At 38.9% G+C, this 22,271-nt stretch carries 20 protein-coding genes; all 20 read right to left on the reverse strand.

The genetic code is table 11. The features are described 5' to 3' along the window. Nucleotide 1: 1 nt before the first annotated feature. On the reverse strand, nucleotides 2-1,069 hold the full coding sequence (locus F896_RS02630; protein ID WP_016164888.1) for a CgeB family protein: 1,068 nt from the start codon (nucleotides 1,067-1,069) through the stop codon (nucleotides 2-4). A gap of 4 nt (nucleotides 1,070-1,073) precedes the next feature. Further along, the gene (locus F896_RS02625) at nucleotides 1,074-3,572 is read right to left on the reverse strand and encodes a CgeB family protein (RefSeq protein WP_050576736.1); all 2,499 of its coding nucleotides are present in this window, start codon (nucleotides 3,570-3,572) and stop codon (nucleotides 1,074-1,076) included. 2 nt (nucleotides 3,573-3,574) lie between these two features. Continuing rightward, nucleotides 3,575-4,804, reverse strand: a complete 1,230-nt coding sequence (wecC, locus tag F896_RS02620; RefSeq protein WP_016164890.1) for a UDP-N-acetyl-D-mannosamine dehydrogenase — start codon at nucleotides 4,802-4,804, stop codon at nucleotides 3,575-3,577. Nucleotides 4,805-4,859: 55 nt separating this feature from the next. Beyond that, nucleotides 4,860-5,981 carry a non-hydrolyzing UDP-N-acetylglucosamine 2-epimerase gene (gene wecB / locus F896_RS02615; protein ID WP_016164891.1) on the reverse strand — a complete coding sequence of 374 codons (1,122 nt, stop codon included), beginning with the start codon at nucleotides 5,979-5,981 and terminating at the stop codon, nucleotides 4,860-4,862. A gap of 135 nt (nucleotides 5,982-6,116) precedes the next feature. Next, nucleotides 6,117-7,793, reverse strand: coding sequence for a polysaccharide biosynthesis/export family protein (locus tag F896_RS02610; protein WP_016164892.1), 1,677 nt, complete (start codon nucleotides 7,791-7,793; stop codon nucleotides 6,117-6,119). Nucleotides 7,794-7,798: 5 nt separating this feature from the next. After that, complete coding sequence (locus F896_RS02605) at nucleotides 7,799-8,899, reverse strand: KpsE/RkpR family capsule polysaccharide export protein (RefSeq protein ID WP_016164893.1); 1,101 nt, start codon at nucleotides 8,897-8,899, stop codon at nucleotides 7,799-7,801. Beyond that, nucleotides 8,880-9,551 carry an ABC transporter ATP-binding protein gene (locus F896_RS02600; RefSeq protein ID WP_016164894.1) on the reverse strand — a complete coding sequence of 224 codons (672 nt, stop codon included), beginning with the start codon at nucleotides 9,549-9,551 and terminating at the stop codon, nucleotides 8,880-8,882. Before F896_RS02600 ends, F896_RS02605 begins: the two co-directional genes overlap by 20 nt. Next, complete coding sequence (locus F896_RS02595) at nucleotides 9,548-10,369, reverse strand: ABC transporter permease (RefSeq protein WP_016164895.1); 822 nt, start codon at nucleotides 10,367-10,369, stop codon at nucleotides 9,548-9,550. The genes F896_RS02600 and F896_RS02595 overlap by 4 nt, the downstream gene beginning before the upstream one ends. 301 nt (nucleotides 10,370-10,670) lie before the next feature. Continuing rightward, nucleotides 10,671-11,036 (reverse strand): ribonuclease E inhibitor RraB, encoded by a 366-nt coding sequence (locus F896_RS02590; protein ID WP_004801857.1) that lies wholly within the window; start codon nucleotides 11,034-11,036, stop codon nucleotides 10,671-10,673. Between the two features lie 136 nt (nucleotides 11,037-11,172). Then, nucleotides 11,173-11,646, reverse strand: a complete 474-nt coding sequence (locus tag F896_RS02585) for a GNAT family N-acetyltransferase (protein ID WP_016164896.1) — start codon at nucleotides 11,644-11,646, stop codon at nucleotides 11,173-11,175. A gap of 24 nt (nucleotides 11,647-11,670) precedes the next feature. After that, the gene (locus tag F896_RS02580; protein ID WP_016164897.1) at nucleotides 11,671-12,336 is read right to left on the reverse strand and encodes an RluA family pseudouridine synthase; all 666 of its coding nucleotides are present in this window, start codon (nucleotides 12,334-12,336) and stop codon (nucleotides 11,671-11,673) included. A 96-nt stretch (nucleotides 12,337-12,432) separates the two neighbouring features. Further along, complete coding sequence (locus tag F896_RS02575) at nucleotides 12,433-12,885, reverse strand: hypothetical protein (protein ID WP_016164898.1); 453 nt, start codon at nucleotides 12,883-12,885, stop codon at nucleotides 12,433-12,435. A gap of 570 nt (nucleotides 12,886-13,455) precedes the next feature. Further along, on the reverse strand, nucleotides 13,456-14,343 hold the full coding sequence (locus F896_RS02570) for a DMT family transporter (protein ID WP_016164899.1): 888 nt from the start codon (nucleotides 14,341-14,343) through the stop codon (nucleotides 13,456-13,458). Nucleotides 14,344-14,415: 72 nt separating this feature from the next. Next, entirely contained in the window at nucleotides 14,416-15,114 is a 699-nt protein-coding gene (locus tag F896_RS02565) for a hypothetical protein (RefSeq protein ID WP_016164900.1), read from the reverse strand. A 63-nt stretch (nucleotides 15,115-15,177) separates the two neighbouring features. Then, a complete protein-coding gene (locus F896_RS02560) occupies nucleotides 15,178-15,696 on the reverse strand; it encodes a GNAT family N-acetyltransferase (protein ID WP_016164901.1) in 519 nt (172 codons plus the stop codon). A gap of 76 nt (nucleotides 15,697-15,772) precedes the next feature. Next, nucleotides 15,773-16,348, reverse strand: a complete 576-nt coding sequence (locus F896_RS02555; RefSeq protein WP_016164902.1) for a DUF4126 domain-containing protein — start codon at nucleotides 16,346-16,348, stop codon at nucleotides 15,773-15,775. 127 nt (nucleotides 16,349-16,475) lie between these two features. After that, on the reverse strand, nucleotides 16,476-16,619 hold the full coding sequence (locus F896_RS20610) for a zinc ribbon-containing protein (RefSeq protein ID WP_004637424.1): 144 nt from the start codon (nucleotides 16,617-16,619) through the stop codon (nucleotides 16,476-16,478). A 192-nt stretch (nucleotides 16,620-16,811) separates the two neighbouring features. Continuing rightward, complete coding sequence (locus F896_RS02550) at nucleotides 16,812-18,371, reverse strand: hypothetical protein (protein WP_016164903.1); 1,560 nt, start codon at nucleotides 18,369-18,371, stop codon at nucleotides 16,812-16,814. Nucleotides 18,372-18,448: 77 nt separating this feature from the next. Then, nucleotides 18,449-21,067: a Fe/S-dependent 2-methylisocitrate dehydratase AcnD gene (gene acnD / locus F896_RS02545; RefSeq protein WP_016164904.1), complete on the reverse strand. Its 2,619-nt coding sequence runs from the start codon at nucleotides 21,065-21,067 to the stop codon at nucleotides 18,449-18,451. Then, complete coding sequence (prpC, locus tag F896_RS02540) at nucleotides 21,067-22,224, reverse strand: bifunctional 2-methylcitrate synthase/citrate synthase (RefSeq protein WP_004656677.1); 1,158 nt, start codon at nucleotides 22,222-22,224, stop codon at nucleotides 21,067-21,069. The genes acnD and prpC overlap by 1 nt, the downstream gene beginning before the upstream one ends. Nucleotides 22,225-22,271: the final 47 nt, after the last annotated feature.

Consider the following 22,271-nt stretch of genomic DNA (forward strand, 5'->3'; position numbering starts at 1 on the left):
CCTATCGATAATTCGCATCAAATTCTGTGAACAGTACTGCTCGCTCTTGAGTAGTTAAATTTTGATATGTTTCAAGAGAATCAAAAATAGTTACAAGCATCTTGGCGCGACTCAATGCAGAATATGATCTTCTAAATCTTGCTAATATTTTTTTCGAGGTATCTAAAGCAAAATTACGATCATTTACTACCTTTTCAATAAATGGTTGTAATTCTTGAATGGATTTTGCAACGAAAATCTCAGGAAAAACCTCTTGCATTCTTGAATCACCAATAGCAGCAATAGGCAAACCACTAGCAGCATACTGAATAACTCTGCTTGGGAATTGGAAATATCCTAGCCCCGCCAACTCAGGGAAATCATAATGCAATCCATTGTATTCACTAAAGAATTGTGGAATGCTCACACCAATTTTAGCATGTTTCAATACATCTGTTACTAAATTGGTATGTAGATACGCTTCCTTTAAAAATCCTCCATGGATTCCTAATGGATCTGAATCTAATAAACCATACACTTTCTTAGAAAAAGGTAATGCTGCGAGTTCCATGTAACGCTTTCGCCGCACTTGTCCATTCATATTTCCTAAGAAAACAACGTCTGTTTGTGCATTATCAGGGTTAAATATCGCTGGAAAGCTATGGTGATCAGTCCAAAAAGGAAAATTAAAACCTTTTGGATGTCCTTTTGATTCATAAAATGCCATGACATCGGCATAACCACAATGAAGAACGATATCATAATGGTTAACCACTTGAGCATAACAAGTTTTGTATAATACAGGATCATCTGAAAGCCAGATGGCTGTTTTCATTTTTTTTCTTAAATACTCGAGCATTTCAACAGTTAAATTCATTGGTCGAAATGCTATCAGTAAATCAGGATTTTCTTTTTCAATCTTATATATTTGTTCCCACATGAATTTAATATCAGATTCTTTTGTGATCATATCGTGACCATGTAATAACAAATCTGTATAAACAACTGTATGACCAAGAGATTCTAAAGCACGCTTAAGACTTTCAGGTAAATGGCGTTCTAAGATTGTATCAAAAAGAGCAACTTTCATTATTTTAAATTCCTAGATTTGGTTCAAATACATACTTAAATTTCTCATGTTTCTTTATAGATGGATTAGAAACAGGTCTTTTTTCAACAGTTGCTATGTTGAAAGGATCAATTAAGTAGATTTTATTTTCAGAATCTAATATCTTAGTTTTGTGCCCATTAATATCAATAACAATATTATCCTTAAACTTATTCTTCACTAACAAACAGTTTAAATTAGCTGAATGAATATATGAGAACCAATTTGATTCAGGCAAGGATAAATCCTTGGATTTTAATATTGTGTTCATATCATAGATAATCTTACGGCTTACAGCGTAACCATCATGATATTTAAAAGACAATAGCATATCTTTTATACAATTCTTAAAACTAATTACACTATCTGTTGTAAAGAAAGTGTAACCTTCTAAATCAGATTTCACATAAGAATTTACATTAAAGTCAGAGGTATTTTTTACTAAAACTTCTTTTTTATTAGCAAGCTCAGCTGTAAGTGAAACTTCTAATTTTGAAGATTTCAGTATAACTATTTCACTAACTTCTTCAGACTGGTCAATAAGATTTTTAATAAAGAAATTAATATCTTGATAACCATGATATATAGCTATAATACGTAATGAAGGTTTATTAATTTTTATTTCATTTTCACCTTGCATTTTAGCTTTAATATCTAGCCAACGATCTTCATAGGTATGATTAGCCATTACCTCACGAATACCAAGAACTGATTGTTTATTCCAAAAGTGACTATCAGTAAGAAGTTTTTCGACAGCAATCTTTGCTTCATCTTCATTTCTTACCGTTAACACAATCCCTGGGAATTGTTCAGTAATTGCTTTTGAAGGTGTAGATACAACAGGCGTACCACTTGCAAGTAATTCATATACACGTCTAGACATCATTGTCGGAGATTGTGTAATAGTATTAACATTTAAAAATACTTTAAATTTTTTATAAAGTTGGGTCATTTCATCAAAATCAACCCCTTCACGAATTACCTTTTGATAAACCTCTGGATATTGATAGTTTTCACTTGTTGAATTTGACGCACGATCATATATTGCTCCGTCAAACTTTAATAAAGTTGGGAGTAACATATCCATTTGTTTTTTGCGATCAGGATGGTTTTTTGCATAATACGTACCCGCAAAACATACCGTCTCAGTATCTAATTTAAAGCGATTAATTGGATTCGTGATTTTGATTGGTGCTGCGAAAGGTAAAGACCAAACATTACTATGTCCTAAGTCTTTTTTGTATTCTTCAACTTTTAATGAGTCAGTCGTAAAAACATAATCTGCTTCTTTAGCAATAGGCTTGAACATTTCATAATGCATAGGATCTTCTTTATTCCAAAAAATTACTGGTAATTTTTTAGCTCGAAGCAATCCTATTACTTTTAGCAGATCTTGGGCATTATTGTGCTGTAAATTTGGTGAGTTGAATGCATATAGCCATTGTGACTTATTTGCTTTCCATGCACTTTCAAAAAAAGCAAAATCGCTAGTAGTTGATGCGATTTGTGCTTCAAATTTTTTTCTACTAATTGCAAACCCAGGAAACCCATCTTGCCAGCATAATTCAGAGATAGGATCTAAAAGTGTTAAGCCTTTACTAAATTTTTTATTTAAAACATCAGGATGTAGTTTAGGTACAGAAATAGTTGTACTTTTTAACTCGGTTTTAGTTTCCTCTTTCAACTCTTTGCTTTCAAGGGAAGTTTGAACTGGTTTAACTAAGATTTCCTTTTTAAGCTCTTTCCGATTAATATTTTCCTTTCTTAAGGATATTAATGCATTAGGTAGTTTGAGCAGTTGAGTTACGTTCTTTTTACTATCAATCAACATCTTACCTAGCTGATAAGAAATAGTTCTCTCAATTTTTATATCTTGAGTATTAGAAACCAAATTATCAACTTTTTGCCCAAAGCTAAATAAGACTTTATTAATAAAATCACGAATATTCTGAACATTTGACGAAATATCTTTTAGCTCATTAGAAAATGAAGATTTTATAACATGCAAGTTTTCATCAATCTGAGATAAATATCGTTCTTGTATTTTTAAAGATTCATTTTTAAGATCTTCAAGTGATTGAACTTTATTCACTACTATCTCTAGAGTTTCATTCAATTTTTCAAAGTCTTTAACAGCAATAGCTTCTTGTTTAGTATTTAAGCTATTTTGTTCTGTCACTGTCTTTTTAAAAAGCTTTTCTAAAGCTTCTTGCTTCTTATGAATAGTTTCTAATTGCTCTATTATTTTAAATAAAACAATCTCACTACTATCACTATCACTTTGAACTAACTTAGATGATAAGTTTTTATTCAACTTCTCTTGATTAGCCCCTGCTTTATTCAAGTTTTCATTTGAATTAAAAGTATCTGGTTTTTTTTCGTCATTCTTTTCAGAGGATATAACCATCTGATCATCCAACTTTTGTTCGTTAGCGTTCTGTTTAATTCCAACTCGTCTAGTACGAAGTGATTCCTTTTTTCTCATGATTACCCCACAAAACTCATCACAGAATCAGCTGGAAGCTGAATAAACTCAGTATGCTTCACTAAAACTGCACGTACATCAGCTTGTTCTAAAGCTTCATTTAAGTCGACTAAACGACCATTTGTGATTTCAGCTGGCAATTTATGAATATTCGGTTCAACCAAAAATAGCTCTACATCATGCTTCAAGCCAAATTCTTTCGCAATTTCAACCGCTGGGCTTTCACGTAAATCATCAATATCAGGTTTAAAAGCTAGACCTAATAAAACCACTTTTGGTTTACGTCCTAAAGCGCCGAGTTTTTCAATCTCATTTTCAATTTGCTGAATCACCCATTTTGGTTTGTAATCATTCACTTCACGCGCTGAACGCACCATTTTTGCCAACTCAGGAGTTTTGTTGACAATAAACCATGGATCTACTGCGATACAGTGCCCACCGACACCCGCCCCCGGTCTTAAGATATTGACACGAGGATGATGGTTGGCCAGTTTAATTAACTCCCATACATCAATATCAAGACTGTCACAGATTAAAGAAAGCTCATTGGCAAAAGCAATATTAACATCACGGAAAGCATTTTCTGTCAGCTTGGTCATTTCTGCAGTACGTGCATTGGTCTCTAACAACTCACCTTTAACAAAGATACGATAAACATCTTTTGCTTTTTGGGTACATGCTGCTGTCATACCACCAATGGTACGGTTGTTTTCAACCAATTCACGAATCACATGACCAGGCAGGACACGTTCAGGGCAGTACGCAATATGCACATCCACTTCAGTGTCTGTTTCATGCTTTGCAAATTTTAAATCAGGACGTAGGACAGATAACCACTCGACCATCTGTTCTGTCGCCCCGACTGGCGAAGTTGACTCTAAAATGATGATATTGCCTTGCTCTAATACAGGTGCAATGGTATTGACTGCAGCTTCGATATACGAAAGGTCTGGTGTGTAATCTTCACCTTTAAATGGTGTCGGCACTGCTATCAGAAAAGCATCGGCTTTCTCTGCTTGAAGAGAAGCTCGTAAATGACCCGAAGACACTACTTTTTTTACGATTTCTTCTAAACCCGGCTCTACGATATGGATTTTGCCTTCATTGATGGTATCAATCGCATATTGATTAACATCAAGTCCAATCACTTGTGCCCCAGCATTTGCAAACATGGTTGCTGTTGGCAAACCAATATAGCCCAAACCACTGACTGAAATTTTTAACTCTGACATGGAGATTCTCTACAATATTTAAAATATGCTTCTACTATTCATTCACGCTTTGCGATTAAGCAAATTGCTTTAAATGCTCAATAATTCTTTTACATGACAATCCATCGCCATAAGGATTATGCGCAAGACTCATTTGCTGATGTAGTGCTTGGTCATCTAATAAAGCAGAGGTCTGCTGAATAATTAATTCTTTTGAAGTGCCCACCAGTTTTACCGTGCCAGCTTCCACAGCTTCTTGACGTTCTGTGGTATCACGCATCACCAAAACTGGAATACCCAAAGATGGTGCTTCTTCTTGGATACCACCAGAGTCAGTTAAAATGATATGGCTATGTTGCATTAACCAAATAAACTGGACATATTCTTGCGGTTCAATCAATTTAATATTTTCAACACCATCAAGATATTGATAAACAGGTTGCATCACATTCGGGTTCATATGTACAGGGTATACAAATTCGACCTCTGGATAGTTTTCTGCAAGTGCCTTAATCGCTTTACAGATATTCTCAAAACCCTCACCAAAGTTTTCACGACGGTGGCCAGTAATCAAAACACGCTTTTTGTTGAGATCCAGCATATGAAAATGCCCACGCATTTCCTGCTGTAGCGCTTCATTATTATTAAGCTGATCTTTCACATAAAATAGTGCATCAATTACGGTATTACCAGTAATACAGATTTTGCTTTTGTCGATATGTTCTTGGAGTAAATGGTTAGCAGAGGTCTCTGTTGGACAGAAATGCCATTTCGCAATCACACTGGTCAATTGACGATTGGCTTCTTCTGGCCATGGCGAGTAAATATCATAAGTACGTAAGCCTGCTTCAACATGACCCACATCAATCTTTTGATAGAAGGCTGCCATTGCTGTGCTCAGTGTGGTAGAGGTATCACCATGTACTAGGACTAAGTCTGGTTTACAATCCACTAAAACCTCTTCCAACGCCAACATCATTCTGGCATTCAGTTCAGTTAAGCTTTGGCCTGCTTTCATGATATTGAGGTCATAGTCAGGTTGAATATCAAATACAGATAAGACTGAATCCAGCATTTGTCGATGCTGAGCTGTGATACAGACTTTTGTTTCAAAAAAGGGATCTGCACTTAATAGTTTTACCAAAGGCGCCATTTTAATCGCTTCAGGTCTTGTTCCAAACACAACTAACACTTTCATACTTTCACCAAGTTATTCAATAATTTATTAAAAAATTATTGCTTCAACACCATACTCTATACACAATTTTTTTTAACCCTGAGCTATTTATGCGTCAGAGACCTATCAGCTATCCATGCAACAATCAAGTTATTCCTATAAATCCAATGCCACCTTGGCTGCAACCGCAATTTGGAACAATACTTGAGTAATCCCACGCGTTAATTCCACAACTTTGGTTTGTACTTTAGGAAGGACTAAAATTTCATCCCCCTGTTGAATCTTATAACGCTTACTCACCAGTTCAGACTCACCATTCTGATGAATCACCACCAGTTTTGATTTATTCGATTTCTGGGTAAAGCCACCGACCTGATCAATATACGATTGTGCCGTCATATTCGGTTGCCATACCACACCATTCGGGAAAGTCACTTCACCGTGGATCATAACCACTGAGGTTTTTTCTGGGATATTTAAAATATCGCCATTTTCCAAAATTACGTCATCAAAATCTTTAGGATTCAAGACCACTTGACCTTTAGGCTGAATCGTACGGGCTTTGGCAATAAACTGTTTGACCAACTCGGCATCTTTTACACGTAGATTAGCCTCTTCCTGTGTGGTTGAGCGTACAGAAAGTGTTGCTTCTTCAAGTTTATCTAAAGAAACGTTTAACATTTCCTTTTGCCGCTTAGCAACCGATGGACGGAAAAGCTGTAAAGCATCCACCTCAGATAGGGTATTTGGCTGAATCTGCTTCATCACTTCTGATAGTTTAGAACCATATGGCAACACCACCGCATGGGCACCATTGTGTGCCCCTTCAATCCGTACCTGAATCGTGCCCGCAAAGCGATCAGCCGTAACAGTTAAAATATCACCATCTTCAATCACCACATTATTGGCAGCCGAGAGTGGATAGTATTCACTGCGATACTCTGTACCCTGACGGCGCATAATACTGACATTGGTTGCCCCTGGTTTCAGTTTCGCTACCGATAACGCCTGAGCAACGGTGACTTCGGGAACGTTAAATTCAAAGTCATAGGCATTAAATACTTCACCCGACACTGAGAAGGTATGGCTACGCGGTGCTACCACAATCACATCGCCATCGCGGAAGCTATAAGGCTGTAGTTTGCCTGCAATTAAAAAGTCATAGAGATTGACGTATTGCTTGAGCTGCCCATTACGCATGATGCGAATATCGACATAACTCCCCCGTTGTGCATCAACTCCACCGGCACGGTCAAGATATGCCAATACGCTATCATTGGCGACACCACCATAAGCACCGGGTTGATTCACAAAGCCAGTGACCATGACTTTCACGGGTTGCGACTGAACCAAGGCTGCATAGACGCCAACATTGGCGACATAGGTTTTACGGACATAGCCTTCAATCAAGGATTGCAAGCGACCATTGGTGGTACCTGCGACTTTGACAGGGCCTACATTGGGAATAAAAATATTGCCTTGCGGGTCTACAGTTAAAGTGCCGGCAAACTGGTAAGCGCCCCATAGACGTAAATTAATATTATCGCCAGGATTCAGTACATAGCTGTCGTTAAAGGTTGAACCTGCGGTACTGGCAAAAGCCCCTTTGAACAGTTGTTCACCAAACATTTTGGTTGCTGTTGGGTATTTCTGTGCGCTACTTGGAGAAAGCCCAACCACCGATTGACTTGGTAAAATAGTATTGTCCGTAACATTAGTATTTGTTTGAGGAAAATTATTTGTTATCTCTTGTGGTAAGAGAGACTGTGTATCTGCGGCAAGGCTATAAAAAGAAGACAATGCGAGCATACTGGTAATTAATAGTTTTTTCATTGTGCTTACTCCTTATGCTCACGGATAATCGAGTAAATCAACATCGTGATACCAAATAAAATATTTAAGACTAAGAAATAGGTTGCAATCAAATAGAGTGTTCTTGGATAAACTGCATCTTGTGCCAATTCAGGGGTAGAAACGACGACCAATTTTTTCAATTTACGCGAAGCTTCCAAACGGGCTTTTTCGAGTGAGGCCAATGAAAGTTTATAAAGATCAGTTGCAAAGTCGACATTGGCCTTTAAGGCTTCAAAATCCGCTACACTTTTATTCAGCTTACTGGTATTCGGTGAGGTGAGTTTGGCTTTCTCATCAGCAATTTGTTTTTGTACCGACTCTATCTGACTACGGATCGCTACCACTTGTGGAGCGGTTTCGTTTAAATAGCTTAATAAGGTTCTTTCCTCGGTGCGTAACTGTGCCAAATTCGATTCTAGGCTCGCAACCACTGTCGCTATCACTTGTGCTTGCGCTTGAGGGTCGAACATCTGGTTTTTATTCTGATAGTCTAATAGCGCATCACGTGAAGCATCTAATTGCTCTTTTGCCTCATTCAATTGTTTTTCGGCAAATTTTAGTTGCTCTTCAGCAATCTGTTGTGAAAGATCATTAATAAAAGCTTCACTATTTTTTAGAATTTCTTGGTTTAGATGCAAAGCAAAACTTGAACTAAAACCTTGTGATGCAATAGTCATCATCATGGTTTTTTCATCCAAAGAGACTTGCACTCGTTGATTAAAATACTTGACTAAATCTTCAACTGAAGCATCAGAGTCCAAGCCAAAAACAGGATCATTCGATGCTACAAAGGCCTTACGTAAGTTAAGTTTTTTATCTAGGCTTTCAACCATATTCCGCGAACTAATATAGGCGGTCAGAATATGCGCATCTTCACTACTGGTATTGCTAACACCCAATAATGTACTCAACCCATTTGAAGCAGAAGCATCAGAGACTTCCCCTACCTGCTTTACCAATAAAGTGGATTGAGAAACATAACGTTGTTGAGCAAAAAAGCTGAGATAAATAATAATCAACAATAGTGGAATAATCACAATTGCACTATAGCTTATGATTAAGCCTTTATTTGTTATTGACCGCATACGCTTTATAAACCTCTATTGCCTCTGCAATATCTTCAAAAAATTCCGCTTGACCATTCCGCATTAGAAAAGCCACATCACAATTCTGAGTCAAATCATTGAGATTATGGGAAACCATAATAATATTAGAGCGCTGCTTTAGCTCATCCAATAAGACTTGGCTCTTCTTTCTAAAATTGGCATCACCTACAGCACCAGTTTCATCGAGTAGATAATAATCGAAATTAAACGCCATACTCATCCCAAAACTAATTCTTGAGCGCATGCCCGATGAATAGCTTTTAATTGGCATATCAAAATATTTACCAATATCCGCAAAGGATTCAACAAAATCAATAATCTGGTTCACTTCATCTTCATTACTTAGATAAAGTCGAGCGACAAAACGAACATTTTGACGTGCGGTTAAACTGCCTTGAAAGCCACCTGACAATGCCACAGGCCAAGAAATGGTCTTATTGGTTACGACCTTGCCACTATCCGCAAAATCAATACCACCAATAATTCTAAGCAGGGTACTTTTACCCGCGCCATTTTTGCCTAAGATGGCTACACTTTTATTTTCTGGTAATGTGACATTTAAGTCTTTAAAGACGTAATGCCGTCCTTTAGGAGTCACATAAGACTTAGTTAAATTACGCAGCTCGATCATTTTGTTTTTACCATGCGCTGTTCAAAACGCTTATAAAGCAGTAAACCTAAAAATAATGAACCGATAATCCACTCAACTACATAGTTCAAGGAAATACCTTGTACTAGTGGATAGCTTGGTGCAATAGCATGACGCATCAGTTCCAAAAGATGAATTATTGGATTCCACAATAAATACTGTTGATATTCAGTAGGTATTAAATGAATGCTGTAAATTACCGCTGATAAAAAATATAGAATCAGAAAAAGCATTGGAATAAATTTATTTAGTTCTTGGGAAATATCACCAACTACCATAAAAACTAATGACAAACTAAAACTAAAAATGAATAATAAAAACCAATATCCCAATAGAGTTGGAATTGCCTCAAAACTTATAGTAAAACCAAACCACAACAAAATAGCGCTAAAAAACAAATAAGCAATAAAATAAAGAAATAACTCTAGAAAACAACGAGCTAAGAGTGTATCAATCGGTTTTACAGGCCGATAACTAAATAGCCCTTTATTGGCTTGTACTGCACTTAATGATTGTATAACAGTGGTTCTAAATAAGAAAAATGGGATAATCCCATTGACTAGAAAAACCTCAAAATCCATCCCTGGTATGGTATGGCTAATTCGACCGAATAAAAGAAGGAGAAACCCGATATGAAGTGCTGGTTCAAGTAGAATCCATAAGTAGCCAAGGCGAAACTGACCAAAACGGGTTTGCAACTCTCGTAAAAAAAGCGCACGAACTGCTGCATACATGACTTGCAGTCCGCCACGGGGTTTTAACCGTGGTAATCCTTTTAAACTGGATGTTTGCTCATCCATCCGACCCCCTGTAAGTGCTTAATCTTTGCACTAGCCTTATTTTCCAGCGAAGCTTAAATTATTTTTTCGAAAAGTTAAAGTTTCAAAATGTTCCATAATTTATGAATACGAGAAAGTTCTTCTATTAAAAAAATGTCAAATTACGGCACGAATTAAAGCAGAAGAGATTAGTAGATCACAGAGATAACTAAAATACATATCTTTCAAAAAGTTATAAATCAAAAGTCAACCACCGCAATGTGCAAGGTAGGGAAAAATAGTGTAGTGAATTGTTATTTCAATAACAATTCACATAATTAAGTTACTCGTCTTCGTCGTAAATATAGCTCATACAACCCCAACCATCATACTCGCCATTGAACTCTTTGGCGATCTTGGTCATCCATTCTTCCAAGTCTTCAATATCTTCATATTCCAAAATCATGTTGACATGGATATTGAGCACCCAAAGATCAGAACCATCTGAATGGACTTCTTCCTGAAAAAGTGAAATTTTTTGTTCTTGGTGTAAAAGATGCAAGGCACATTTTTCAACCTGTTCTTGTTTTTCAAAAACAATCGAAAATTCGACTTCATGTGGCTCGTTGAGTTCATTACCATCTTCAACCATCTGCCATAGCACGTTGCCATTATCATTGTCTGGGAATTGGTCATAGTCGCGAGTCATATAAATATCCTTTGTTGTGTTTTGGACTTGATATTTGGCTATAGATTAACCGACTTTTATGTCATTTTTTAGACGGATTAATAGCAATATTGTAGTCAAAAAACGATCAAAGTAAACGTCCTGAGACTCGTGTGCCTTAACGGAATACGATGCCCAGTACGATCTGATCAAGGCAAGCTATGCCATTTTCATAGATCGGTTCTGCATAGTCTCTAAACACATCTCGCTCAATATGCGACAGACGAAATCCACATTTCTGATAAAGCGCCAGTTGATCCAGACTGGAGTTGCCCGTTTTGACCCATAATGTTTGGATATTTTGATCTTTGGTATTTTCAATGGCAAATTGAATCAAAGCTTTGGCAAGCCCCTGTTTTTGATAGCGTGAATCTACGGCTAGATTTTTAATTTCAGCTTGATCATCTACTCTTAATAAACAAAGTTGCGCAATAATCTGTGCCTGATCATTCAACATTACGAACAGATTCGACTGCAATAAATAAGTTAAGACCTGCTGCCAACTTGGATCAGCCTCTAATAAAAGTGGCTTTAATTGCAGTTGCTGTATCTCTGAGAGTGCTATCCATTTAGCCTGTTGAATCGAATACATGAGCTGGCCTATTTCTGGTCGTGTTTAGAACTTTAGCTCAGAATGGAGTTCAACTGCATGCTTTTTTAAAGGATGTTGAAATGCCAAATAAGCCGCATGCAGCGCCATACGTTTTAAATGAAATTTGGCAGGTTCAGGATGATAGAGTTTATCGCCCATAATCGGATGGCCGATGTGCATCATATGCACGCGTAATTGATGGGAACGGCCTGTGACGGGTTCTAAACGGACACGGCTTTGATTACTTACTTCATCATATTGCATGAGCTGAAATAAGGTTTTGGCAGGCTTACCCAACTCAAAGTGCACCATCTGACGCGGGCGGTTTTCCCAATCGGTAATCAGCGGGACTTCCACACTGCCCTCTGGCTGAATCTGTCCCTGTACCAAGGCCACATAGTATTTTTTGACAGTACGTGCCTGAAACATTTTACTGATCGCCACTTCTGCATCACGGTGTTTGGCAAACATGAGTAAGCCCGACGTTGCCATATCCAGACGATGCGTGACTTTGGCAGCAGGGTATTTTTCTAAAACCCGTAAATAGGCACTGTCCTGATGTTCAGGTAAACGCCCCATCACAGACAATAGCCCAGCAGGCTTATTGATCACCAGTAAATCATCATCTTCATAGACGATTTCTAAAGGATCTTGTGGCGGGGTATAAATAAAATTGTCGTTTAGAGCCATGGCAGCAGAACAAATTAAATCGGTTACAGGATGGGGAGTGATTATAGTTGCGCCAACGGCTTTCGCAACCGCTGATTTTCCTCATCGCTGTTACGATCAAGATGACGTTTTTAAACCCTTGCCCAAACCTTGTTTATAGATCTCTTCTAATGTAGCAATGTCCCGATTTAAGAATGCAATCAGATAATCTTTGACACGCACCAAGCTCAATTGTTTAAAGGAAATACTGTCTTTGCTTTTACGCGTGACCAAACCAAACAGATCTTTTTTAGGTATGATGACGGGAATATCACTGTCCAGTTTGAATTCAAGCTGTTGTGACTTGGCATAGGCATCAAGGGTAATGGAAATGGTCTGTTCTGTCCGATGATCGCTGACAATAAAACTGGTATCAGCACCATTGAGTTGTAATTGACGAACCAACTGCTGACGCCAAGTCATCTCGTCAAACTTCGTTAAAATCGTTGCCAAATCAAAGCGACCGATATGATCGATGTCATTGTGATTCATTTGATGTGGATAGCGGATTTTAAGCTCGAACTCATTCATTATAGTGCTGACCTATAGCTGTGATTTTTTGATTTATTAATATAAAAATAATTATATCACTTTGTTTTTTAATATAAAAATATCGATTTATATTCACAATATTCATATTACAGGATTGGTTTCACACTCAGTTTTAGTTTTATTGATCTAGTTTTTATTATTTTGATCGAATTATTGATGTTCTCTTCAATTAAATTTTTTAGGGTATCAAGGGAAAACAGAGGTTGTTTACTTCAACACCTATGACTTTGTAAGCCATAACCTTTGCCTATAAACTTTTGATCTATAGCGTCCTAAGCCGAATCGAGACCTTTTGGGTTCGTACACACTTGCTTTATAAGCGTCGGTGCATGCTACTCTTTTCGATCCCTTTCACACCCTTGAGACATAGTTTAGGCAGATCACTGTGGGATTGTTTTCCTAAAAACAGCTATTTTCGATGATCAATGAAATAATTTTGCATACTACATTACAAAAGTTAAAATATTTCCCATATCTAACAAAAAACTACGATTTATATTCCGATAAAATCAAATTTACATGTGTATTTTTTCAAATAGAGCTTCTCATCTAAGCCCAAATCACCATAATCGCTGCTACAATCACTAGCCACAGGCCTAAATGATCAGTTTTAGCGAGCTTTTCTTTAAAAAAGAAGGCTGAGATTAATAAACTGAATAGAATTTCGACCTGACCTAGCGTTTTCACAATCGCCACAGTCTGCATACTCATGGCACTAAACCAACCGACGGAAGCTAAAAAGCTACAGATGCTGACTCTTAAGGTTAAGCCAACACGTTGCCACATTTTATACAGGGTCGGACGGCTAAAAAATCCGAGATAGACCAACAGTACAATGCATTGGAAGCTGATCAGACTGCACAGTACCCAAGCAGCACGATGTAAGAATGGCAACATGCTCAGTTCTAAACTGGCTTCACGCACCAATAAAGAGGTTATGGCAAAACACAGGCCACTCCCGAGTCCAATCATCAAGGTTTTAAAGGACAGATCGGACTGTTGCTTGCCTTTACTGAGTAAAAATACCGCAAGCCCTCCAATCACCACCCCAACCCAACCCCAAGTACTGAGATGCTCCTGTAAGAACAGCACACCGACCAAGGCTGCCAAGATCGCTTCACTTTTGGCCAGTCCCACCCCAATAGCATAGTTCTTTTGTTGAAACAGTTTGACCATCAATGCTGTGGCATAGATCTGACTAATGCCTGCAATCACGATATACAGCCAGAATTTATCGGAAAAATGCACCGATGTTGTGACAGGCTGATGCCAATAGAGAAAGGCCAAATAGCTAAAAGCAAAGATCGGTGAAAAGATAAATCTCGCCAGTGTGGTGCCATAGACATCCACGCTCGTACTGAGTTGTTTTTGAAATGCATTGCGCCAAGCCTGCATAAATGCAGCCATGAGCGTGAACAGAATCCAAGTAAGCATCATAAGCTTGAACGCAATATTGTCAGTGCCGCTAATTTACGCTGTTCTGACTGGTTTTTCGATAGTCGCCAGTCTTTAAAAACTTAAATCATTAAAGTCCTTCACTTTGGAGAGATAGATCGGTGCCTGATTGATTTTGCTCCATGTTTCTTTAAACCTTGGCTCCGCTTCTTCATCTTCACTCATATTTTTCCGTATCACTTTTCTGCCCGTTAAAAAGTTAATACTGGTTTGGCTTTGAATGAGGGGGCCATGATTATTTGAATCATCATAGCCAATCAGACGTAGATCATTGCCTTCCAAGCGAAATAGATAACGCCAATAGCCATAACGTCCATGCGAATAATAAACACTCAACACGTTATTTTTAATTTCCATCCATAGGTCGGGTGGGAAATAGACACCTCCATCTTCATTTTCTGAGCTAAAACAGTTGAGGTTACTCACTACGGGTTTGTATTTGCCTTTTTTATTGAGTAATACAATTGCACCTCGGCGGTTGCGGTCTAAATGCCCACGATATTCATCATCCACAAAGGCTTTGGGATCAGTCGCTTTAACAATCAGCACCACATCCTTCAAACCATCTTTATTGAGATCACCTTCAATCGCCTCAAAGAGTTGATATTTTTCAGGGATATAAGCTTTATAAGTGACTTTATCTTTGCGCAGTTTCAGTTCTTCTGCCGATGGTTGTTGTTGGGCAAAGCTGACTTGTGGCAGTATCGCTAAGCCTGAAAATAAGAGTAAGGCGGCAATGAGTTGAGTTTTCATAAGTCCATCATTTTTTAATATCGATTAACATTCACACCAAGCATTTATTTGCTCAGCACCAACTTAGATTTTTTCTATTGATTTATTTAACACGTATCTTTGAATCACTTGATCTAGGGTAATTTCAGAATCAAGATAGCCATTATTTGCTTGAATCATCTTTGCAGAAGCCAAATTGGATTTATAGCAATGTATATGCAATTGCGTTAAGCCCAGCTCCCACGCTTCCTGAATGGTAAGTTGCAATAACTTAGTACCTAAATTTTGTCTGCGTTTAGAAGGACGAATCCCTAAACCAATATGTCCACCACAATGTTGAATCTGTGCATTGAGCTGAGGTCTTAGATTCGACACACCGATAATTTCATTATCATCGACTAACCAATACGTAATATTGGCTACATGTCCTTCTTGTAAATATTGCCCTTTTTCATATTGTTCTAATTTATTCAAAAACTTGTCAAAATCTGTGTGATCAAAGTCCAATGTGAGCGGGTAACGTTCTTCATCAGCAAGTTCATCCATATAGTCGTTATAACTCTGTTTAAACCTTGAATGAGGTTTGATCAAACGAAGTGACATCTACTTATAACTCCTAAAGAAGCGTTTTTATTATCCGTATTCACAATATAAAAATTATAGATTTTAAAATATAAGCTTACCGTGCAGGAGTGGCTTGCTCTTGGCGTTTTGCATGAATCCAACGTGCGGCAACAATAATAAGAATAATCACCAAGACCGTAATCACCACAGGCATGATAAAAGCCAAAATTGATAACACAACTGAACCTATCAACTCACCTGTCGAGATCACAAAATTACCCAGCCCACCTGTGGTTGCCGTCGAAACCCCACGTGCCGCTACGGTACTCATTTGCACTACGCCTGCTGTTCCACCACCGACAATCAGTGCCGCTGCCCAAGTGGCAAACTGGGACATTTCACCACTGCTGACTGCCATCGTGGTCAGTGTACCTGCCACCACAGCCGCAGGTGTAGCAATGGTATCTAATAGATTATCTACCCACGGCACATAGTAAGCCGCAATTTCACAGATCGTGGCAAAGCCCAGTGCCATACAGACCGAAGGAAGTGCCAGCCATTCAAAACCTTGGGCAGGTTGATACCATCCCATGAGGGTAGCAATACTCATGGCCAATAGCGGTACAAAGACGCGAAAGCCACAGGCTGCGCTGAGTCCAACACCAATACAGAGTCCTAAAATTGTTTCCATCACGGATTACCTTTCTATGCCTATGACAGGTCTTGTTATTTACATCTTATTTTTAAGGTAACAAAAAGCCCTATCAAGGGATAGGGCTTTTATTCAAACAGTGGATAACTGTTTGGTGTTTTGCGGCTTAGGCATTCTTACTGTTGAATTGATTGCCAAGGCATTTGGTACACGGAGGTAAACGATCAGTACCAATTTCTAAATAGGTGCGGTGTCCGCATTGAACACAAAAATAGAAGCCTGTTCCAGGTTTTTCGCCAGCAGTGACCATCTTTGCTCTCCATAGATTTTAGAAATGGTACATATACTATAGCGTGATAGTTTTGATTATTTATTGACCTTTCCGACGAGTGGTGATGGCGGAAAGGTGAAGAGTAAAATTTATACTTTTCTCTCTAAAAATAATTTCATAAAATACGGCACAAATCATATATGAAATATTTCTATAGGAATGTCAGGCATTCTATACAGCTTCATCCCCCCAGTTATAAAAAACATCATATGTATCTGTATATTTGCTTATTGTACTTTTTATTACTCTACTAATATCTTCATTAATATTTTCATGTTCTCGCGTAAAAACCAGGATTCTTTCTATCATTAACTCACCTTTATCAATCCTAAATTTATTTTCTGATATTTCCTCAGGTTTACCAATAATTGTTAGGATTGCTCCTATACCATGACTACCTAACCTACAAAATATGGCCGAAATCGAAGTCGTCTTCTCGAATTCAAATGTATATTTACTATCCACCTCAAACTCAGCTCTAAAATCACATTCATTCGTTTTAGTAATTATAGTATGAAACTGTTTAATTTCTTCTCTATAGTTATATAATTCCTGTATAGAAATAGATATTTCATCATAAATTTTCTTTTGAAAACATATTTGTAATGCCTTACTCAACAAGTCATCAAATATACTTAACTCTCTTTTTACAAATTTAGTTTTTAAATCAAAGAGTAAAGGCTTAAAATTTTCTATTTCCAACACCATAATAATATTTTGGTTATCTCTACTCATCAGCTCAATTAAACCAATAGCATCTTTTAATTTTTTTAACTCAAACCTCTTATTCTCACCTAAAGTAAAACTATAATTAGATTGCTTTTTATATGGCTCTAAAGTCATATCAAAGAAATCACCAACAACTCTAAATTTTGCAAATTCTCTAAACTCATTAAAACTAAAAGGTGAGTTATAAAAAACTATATCAAATACTAAACCACTAGAGAGGCTGTCTTCTTTAAATCTAATTTTTCCTCTTTTTGGTGGTTGCATTCCTAAACTTAATTTTGCGTTAGGTATTTCAAAACTAGACTTTTTAGATGGTATTCCAAATCTCTTTTCAATATTAATTAAATTTTGGACATCTATCTCCTCCTCTAACCCCAAAGAAGCATCAATAATTTTCCGAATACCATCTTCACCTTCAATAGAGAATTGAACCGTCCCATATCCATCCTCAAAACCACACTCTTTTAAGTATTTATTTTTACTAACTATGTAGTCAGAATAGTTTTCACCTATATATTTCAGCAGAGTTTGTTTTAGATTTTCACCATCTAATTTCTCAATTCTTTGCTGTTCACTATAAGTAAGAGTAATTGTTCTCTTATTTAGATCTTTATTATTTTCACTTTGTTCTATTTGATGGACTCTTTTAAGAATTTTATAAATCAATTCATTATCTATATGTAAAACAAATGCATTTTGAACTTCATTCTTACCATCAAATTCTAGAAAAATATAAAACGCTGGCATTTGTAAAGTTGCCATCCGCCGAAGATTTGAAACAGTAACAGGCAGTTTCCTATCTTGCTTATCCGTTGCTTTAACTTGGACTTTACATTCAAAAGCTGATTTATGTAATTCATGAGTAGTTATATTTGAAGATATTGGGAATTCTACATAATAATCCCATCCAGTTTTATCAATTGATGAATTATTTGCAATTAAACCAACTTGAGCACACCACATTGCAAAAGTGCTTTCACCTAATTGTCCTAAATCTCGCATATACGCTCAAAAAATAAAACCCCATCATTAAGATAGGGCTTTTATTAAACTGAATCAATTATTTTCAGATCAAAGTATTATGCCACCTGACCTTCTAAAAAGTCTTGTGCAAAACGTTGTAATACCCCACCCGCTTCATAAACAGACACTTCTTCTTCTGTATCTAGGCGACAGGTCACAGGCACTTCAACAATCTCTTCCTTACCATCTGCTGTGGCACGCTCAATCACTAAAGTTAAAGTCGAACGCGGTGCAATATTACCAATCACGCTATAAAGCTCAGTACCATCTAGCTTTAAGGTCTTACGGTTTACACCAGCTTTAAACTCAAGTGGTAAAACACCCATACCCACTAAGTTAGTACGGTGAATACGCTCAAAACCTTCGGCAACAATCGCTTCAACACCTGCAAGGCGAACACCTTTGGCTGCCCAGTCACGGCTTGAACCCTGACCATAATCCGCACCCGCCACAATGATCAACGGTTGTTTACGGTTCATGTAGGTTTCAATCGCTTCCCACATACGCATCACTTCGCCTTCTGGCTCGACACGCGCTTTTGAACCCTGCTTAATAGTGCCGTCTGAACGAACCACCATTTCATTAAACAGTTTCGGGTTGGCAAAGGTTGCACGTTGCGTGGTTAAGTGATCACCACGATGAGTTGCATAAGAGTTAAAGTCTTCCTCAGGCACACCCATTTTCGCCAAATACTCACCTGAAGCACTGTCTAACACAATCGCATTCGATGGTGACAAGTGATCGGTAGTGATGTTGTCACCCAAAATCGCAAGCGGACGCATGTTGGCTAAAGTACGCGGTGCAGCCAACGCCCCTTCCCAGTATGGAGGACGACGGATATAGGTACTCATTGGACGCCAATCATACAGTGGGCTTGCCGCTTCTTCATTAACCCCCAAATCAAACATCGGAATATAGATTTTACGGAACTGTTCAGGCTTCACGGCTTCTTTCACCAGAGCATCAATTTCAGCATCTGAAGGCCAGATATCTTTCAGGTAAATTGGATTACCGTCTTTGTCATTTCCGAGCGAATCTGTTTCGATATCAAAACGAATGGTTCCTGCAATCGCATACGCTACCACAAGTGGCGGAGATGCCAAGAACGCTTGTTTTGCGTATGGATGAATACGGCCATCGAAGTTACGGTTACCCGAAAGCACGGCTGTCGCATACAAGTCACGCTCAATAATTTCTTGTTGAATCACAGGATCAAGTGCGCCCGACATCCCGTTACAGGTAGTACATGCGTAAGCAACAATACCAAAACCAAGTTTCTCAAGATCACCCAACACACCCGCTTCTTCTAAATACAGCGCAGCTGCCTTAGAACCTGGTGCAAATGAAGATTTCACCCAAGGTTTACGTACCAAGCCCAGTTCATTGGCTTTACGTGCCAATAGACCTGCAGCAACGGTATTCCGTGGGTTAGAGGTATTGGTACAAGAGGTAATTGCCGCAATAATCACCGCACCATCAGGAATTAAACCTTCTGCTTCTTGTGCCTTGGCAAGCTCTAAATTCCCTGCAATACCTTTTGCTTTCAAGTCAGCAGTAGAGACACGTGCATGTGGGTTTGATGGGCCTGCAATGTTACGAGTCACCGTTGAAAGATCAAAACGAAGTACACGTGGATATTCAGCTTGGGTCATATCCGATGCCCAAAGACCAATTTCTTTGGCATATTGTTCAACCAAAGCCACTTGCGCATCTTCACGACCGGTCAGACGTAAATAGTCAATCGTGTTCTGGTCGATATAGAACATTGCCGCAGTTGCGCCATATTCTGGGGTCATATTCGAGATGGTGGCACGGTCGCCCACAGACATGCTGTCAGCACCTTCACCAAAGAACTCGAGGTAAGCACCAACGACACGTTCTTTACGCAAGAACTCAGTCAATGCCAAGACGATATCGGTTGCAGTAATGCCTGCTTGACGCTGACCAACAAACTCAACCCCGATGATGTCAGGTAAACGCATCCAAGATGCACGGCCGAGCATCACGTTCTCAGCTTCCAAACCACCGACACCCACTGAAATCACGCCAAGCGCATCAGTATGTGGGGTATGTGAATCTGTACCGACACAGGTATCAGGGAAAGCTAAGCCATCACGGTTTTGAATCACTGGAGACATTTTCTCCAAATTGATCTGATGCATGATGCCGTTGCCCGCAGGGATCACGTCGACATTTTTAAAAGCTGTTTTAGTCCACTCAATAAAGTGGAAACGGTCTTCGTTACGACGATCTTCAATTGCACGGTTTTTCTCAAACGCATCTGGATCAAAGCCGCCGAATTCCACTGCCAAAGAGTGATCGACGATCAACTGGGTTGGCACCACAGGATTGACCTTAGAAGGATCACCGCCTTTATCGGCAATCGCATCACGCAAACCAGCAAGATCCACCAATGCGGTTTGCCCCAAGATATCATGACAAACGACACGCGCTGGATACCATGGAAAATCCAGATCCTGACGGCGTTCGATTAACTGGGTTAAATAGGCCGTTAAATTTTCTGCATCCGCTTTACGTACCAGCTGTTCAGCGAGCACTTTCGAGGTGTATGGCAGCTTTTCGTATGCGCCTGGCTGAATATCTTCAACGGCTTGACGCACGTCATAGTATTCGAGCTGGGTACCTGCCAGCGGTTTACGATATTTTGTGTTCATTAACCACGCTCCGCCAATGGTTTGAATTCAAGATTTTCAGGGCCAGTATAATTCGCGCTTGGACGAATGATTTTGCCATCCTGACGTTGTTCAATCACGTGTGCAGACCAACCCGCAGTACGTGCAATCACAAATAATGGGGTAAACATCGCTGTTGGCACACCCATCAAGTGATAGCTCACTGCACTGAACCAGTCGAGGTTCGGGAACATGTTTTTCACTTCTTTCATCACCGCTTCTAAACGTTCAGCAATCACATACATCTTGGTATTTTCTTGTGCTTCAGCAAGTTCACGCGCCACTTGCTTGATCACTTCATTACGTGGATCAGAAACGGTATAAACTGGGTGACCAAAACCGATCACCACTTCTTTTTTCTCAACACGACTACGGATGTCAGCTTCTGCTTCATCTGCATTGTCGTAACGTTGTTGAATCACGAACGCAACCTCATTGGCACCACCATGTTTAGGCCCACGCAGCGCACCGATACCGCCTGTGATGGCTGAGTACATATCTGAACCTGTACCTGCCACTACACGAGAGGTAAAGGTTGATGCATTGAACTCATGCTCTGCATACAGAATCAAAGAGGTGTGCATAGCTTGAATCCACTCTTCCGATGGCGCTTCGCCATGAAGGAGATGCAAGAAATGTGCAGCAATCGAATCATCATTGGTTTCCACTTCAATGCGACGACCGTTGTTGCTGAAGTGGTACCAGTACAACAACATTGAGCCTAAGCTTGCCATCAATTTATCAGCGATGTCTTTTGCACCTGCTTCGTTGTGATCTTCGTGTTCTGGGGTTAAGCAACCCAGTACAGAGACGCCCGTACGCATCACATCCATTGGGTGTGCAGATGGTGGAAGTTGTTCAAGTGCGGTTTTCAATGCAGCAGGTAAGCCACGCAATGCTTTTAATTTTGCTTTATAAGCTTTGAGTTCGGCTTTGTTTGGGAGTTTGCCGTGTACCAAGAGGTGTGCCACTTCTTCAAACTGGCTACCGACTGCAAGGTCGAGAATGTCATAGCCACGATAGTGTAAGTCGTTACCGCTGCGGCCTACGGTACAGAGTGCAGTGTTGCCTGCCACTTGTCCGCTGAGTGCAACTGATTTTTTTGGTTTGAAGCCTGTTGGTGTTTCATTACTGCTCATAAGATTGTCCTTTTCTGTTCTTTCTATGTGAATTATGAGTTCTAAAA

The sequence above is a fragment of the Acinetobacter genomosp. 15BJ genome, from assembly GCF_000400715.1.
Classification (GTDB): Bacteria; Pseudomonadota; Gammaproteobacteria; order Pseudomonadales; family Moraxellaceae; genus Acinetobacter.

Coding starts and splice junctions, on each gene's coding strand:
- acnD (WP_016164904.1), bottom strand. CDS start 21,067: ATGAACACAAAATATCGTAAACCGCTGGCAGGTACCCAGCTCGAATAC.
- F896_RS02625 (WP_050576736.1), bottom strand. CDS start 3,572: ATGAGAAAAAAGGAATCACTTCGTACTAGACGAGTTGGAATTAAACAG.
- F896_RS02570 (WP_016164899.1), bottom strand. CDS start 14,343: ATGATGCTTACTTGGATTCTGTTCACGCTCATGGCTGCATTTATGCAG.
- F896_RS02595 (WP_016164895.1), bottom strand. CDS start 10,369: ATGGATGAGCAAACATCCAGTTTAAAAGGATTACCACGGTTAAAACCC.
- prpC (WP_004656677.1), bottom strand. CDS start 22,224: ATGAGCAGTAATGAAACACCAACAGGCTTCAAACCAAAAAAATCAGTT.
- F896_RS20610 (WP_004637424.1), bottom strand. CDS start 16,619: ATGGTCACTGCTGGCGAAAAACCTGGAACAGGCTTCTATTTTTGTGTT.
- F896_RS02555 (WP_016164902.1), bottom strand. CDS start 16,348: ATGGAAACAATTTTAGGACTCTGTATTGGTGTTGGACTCAGCGCAGCC.
- F896_RS02630 (WP_016164888.1), bottom strand. CDS start 1,069: ATGAAAGTTGCTCTTTTTGATACAATCTTAGAACGCCATTTACCTGAA.
- F896_RS02600 (WP_016164894.1), bottom strand. CDS start 9,551: ATGATCGAGCTGCGTAATTTAACTAAGTCTTATGTGACTCCTAAAGGA.
- F896_RS02560 (WP_016164901.1), bottom strand. CDS start 15,696: ATGTCACTTCGTTTGATCAAACCTCATTCAAGGTTTAAACAGAGTTAT.
- F896_RS02565 (WP_016164900.1), bottom strand. CDS start 15,114: ATGAAAACTCAACTCATTGCCGCCTTACTCTTATTTTCAGGCTTAGCG.
- F896_RS02605 (WP_016164893.1), bottom strand. CDS start 8,899: ATGCGGTCAATAACAAATAAAGGCTTAATCATAAGCTATAGTGCAATT.
- F896_RS02590 (WP_004801857.1), bottom strand. CDS start 11,036: ATGACTCGCGACTATGACCAATTCCCAGACAATGATAATGGCAACGTG.
- F896_RS02550 (WP_016164903.1), bottom strand. CDS start 18,371: ATGCGAGATTTAGGACAATTAGGTGAAAGCACTTTTGCAATGTGGTGT.
- F896_RS02575 (WP_016164898.1), bottom strand. CDS start 12,885: ATGAATGAGTTCGAGCTTAAAATCCGCTATCCACATCAAATGAATCAC.
- F896_RS02585 (WP_016164896.1), bottom strand. CDS start 11,646: ATGTATTCGATTCAACAGGCTAAATGGATAGCACTCTCAGAGATACAG.
- F896_RS02610 (WP_016164892.1), bottom strand. CDS start 7,793: ATGAAAAAACTATTAATTACCAGTATGCTCGCATTGTCTTCTTTTTAT.
- wecC (WP_016164890.1), bottom strand. CDS start 4,804: ATGTCAGAGTTAAAAATTTCAGTCAGTGGTTTGGGCTATATTGGTTTG.
- wecB (WP_016164891.1), bottom strand. CDS start 5,981: ATGAAAGTGTTAGTTGTGTTTGGAACAAGACCTGAAGCGATTAAAATG.
- F896_RS02580 (WP_016164897.1), bottom strand. CDS start 12,336: ATGGCTCTAAACGACAATTTTATTTATACCCCGCCACAAGATCCTTTA.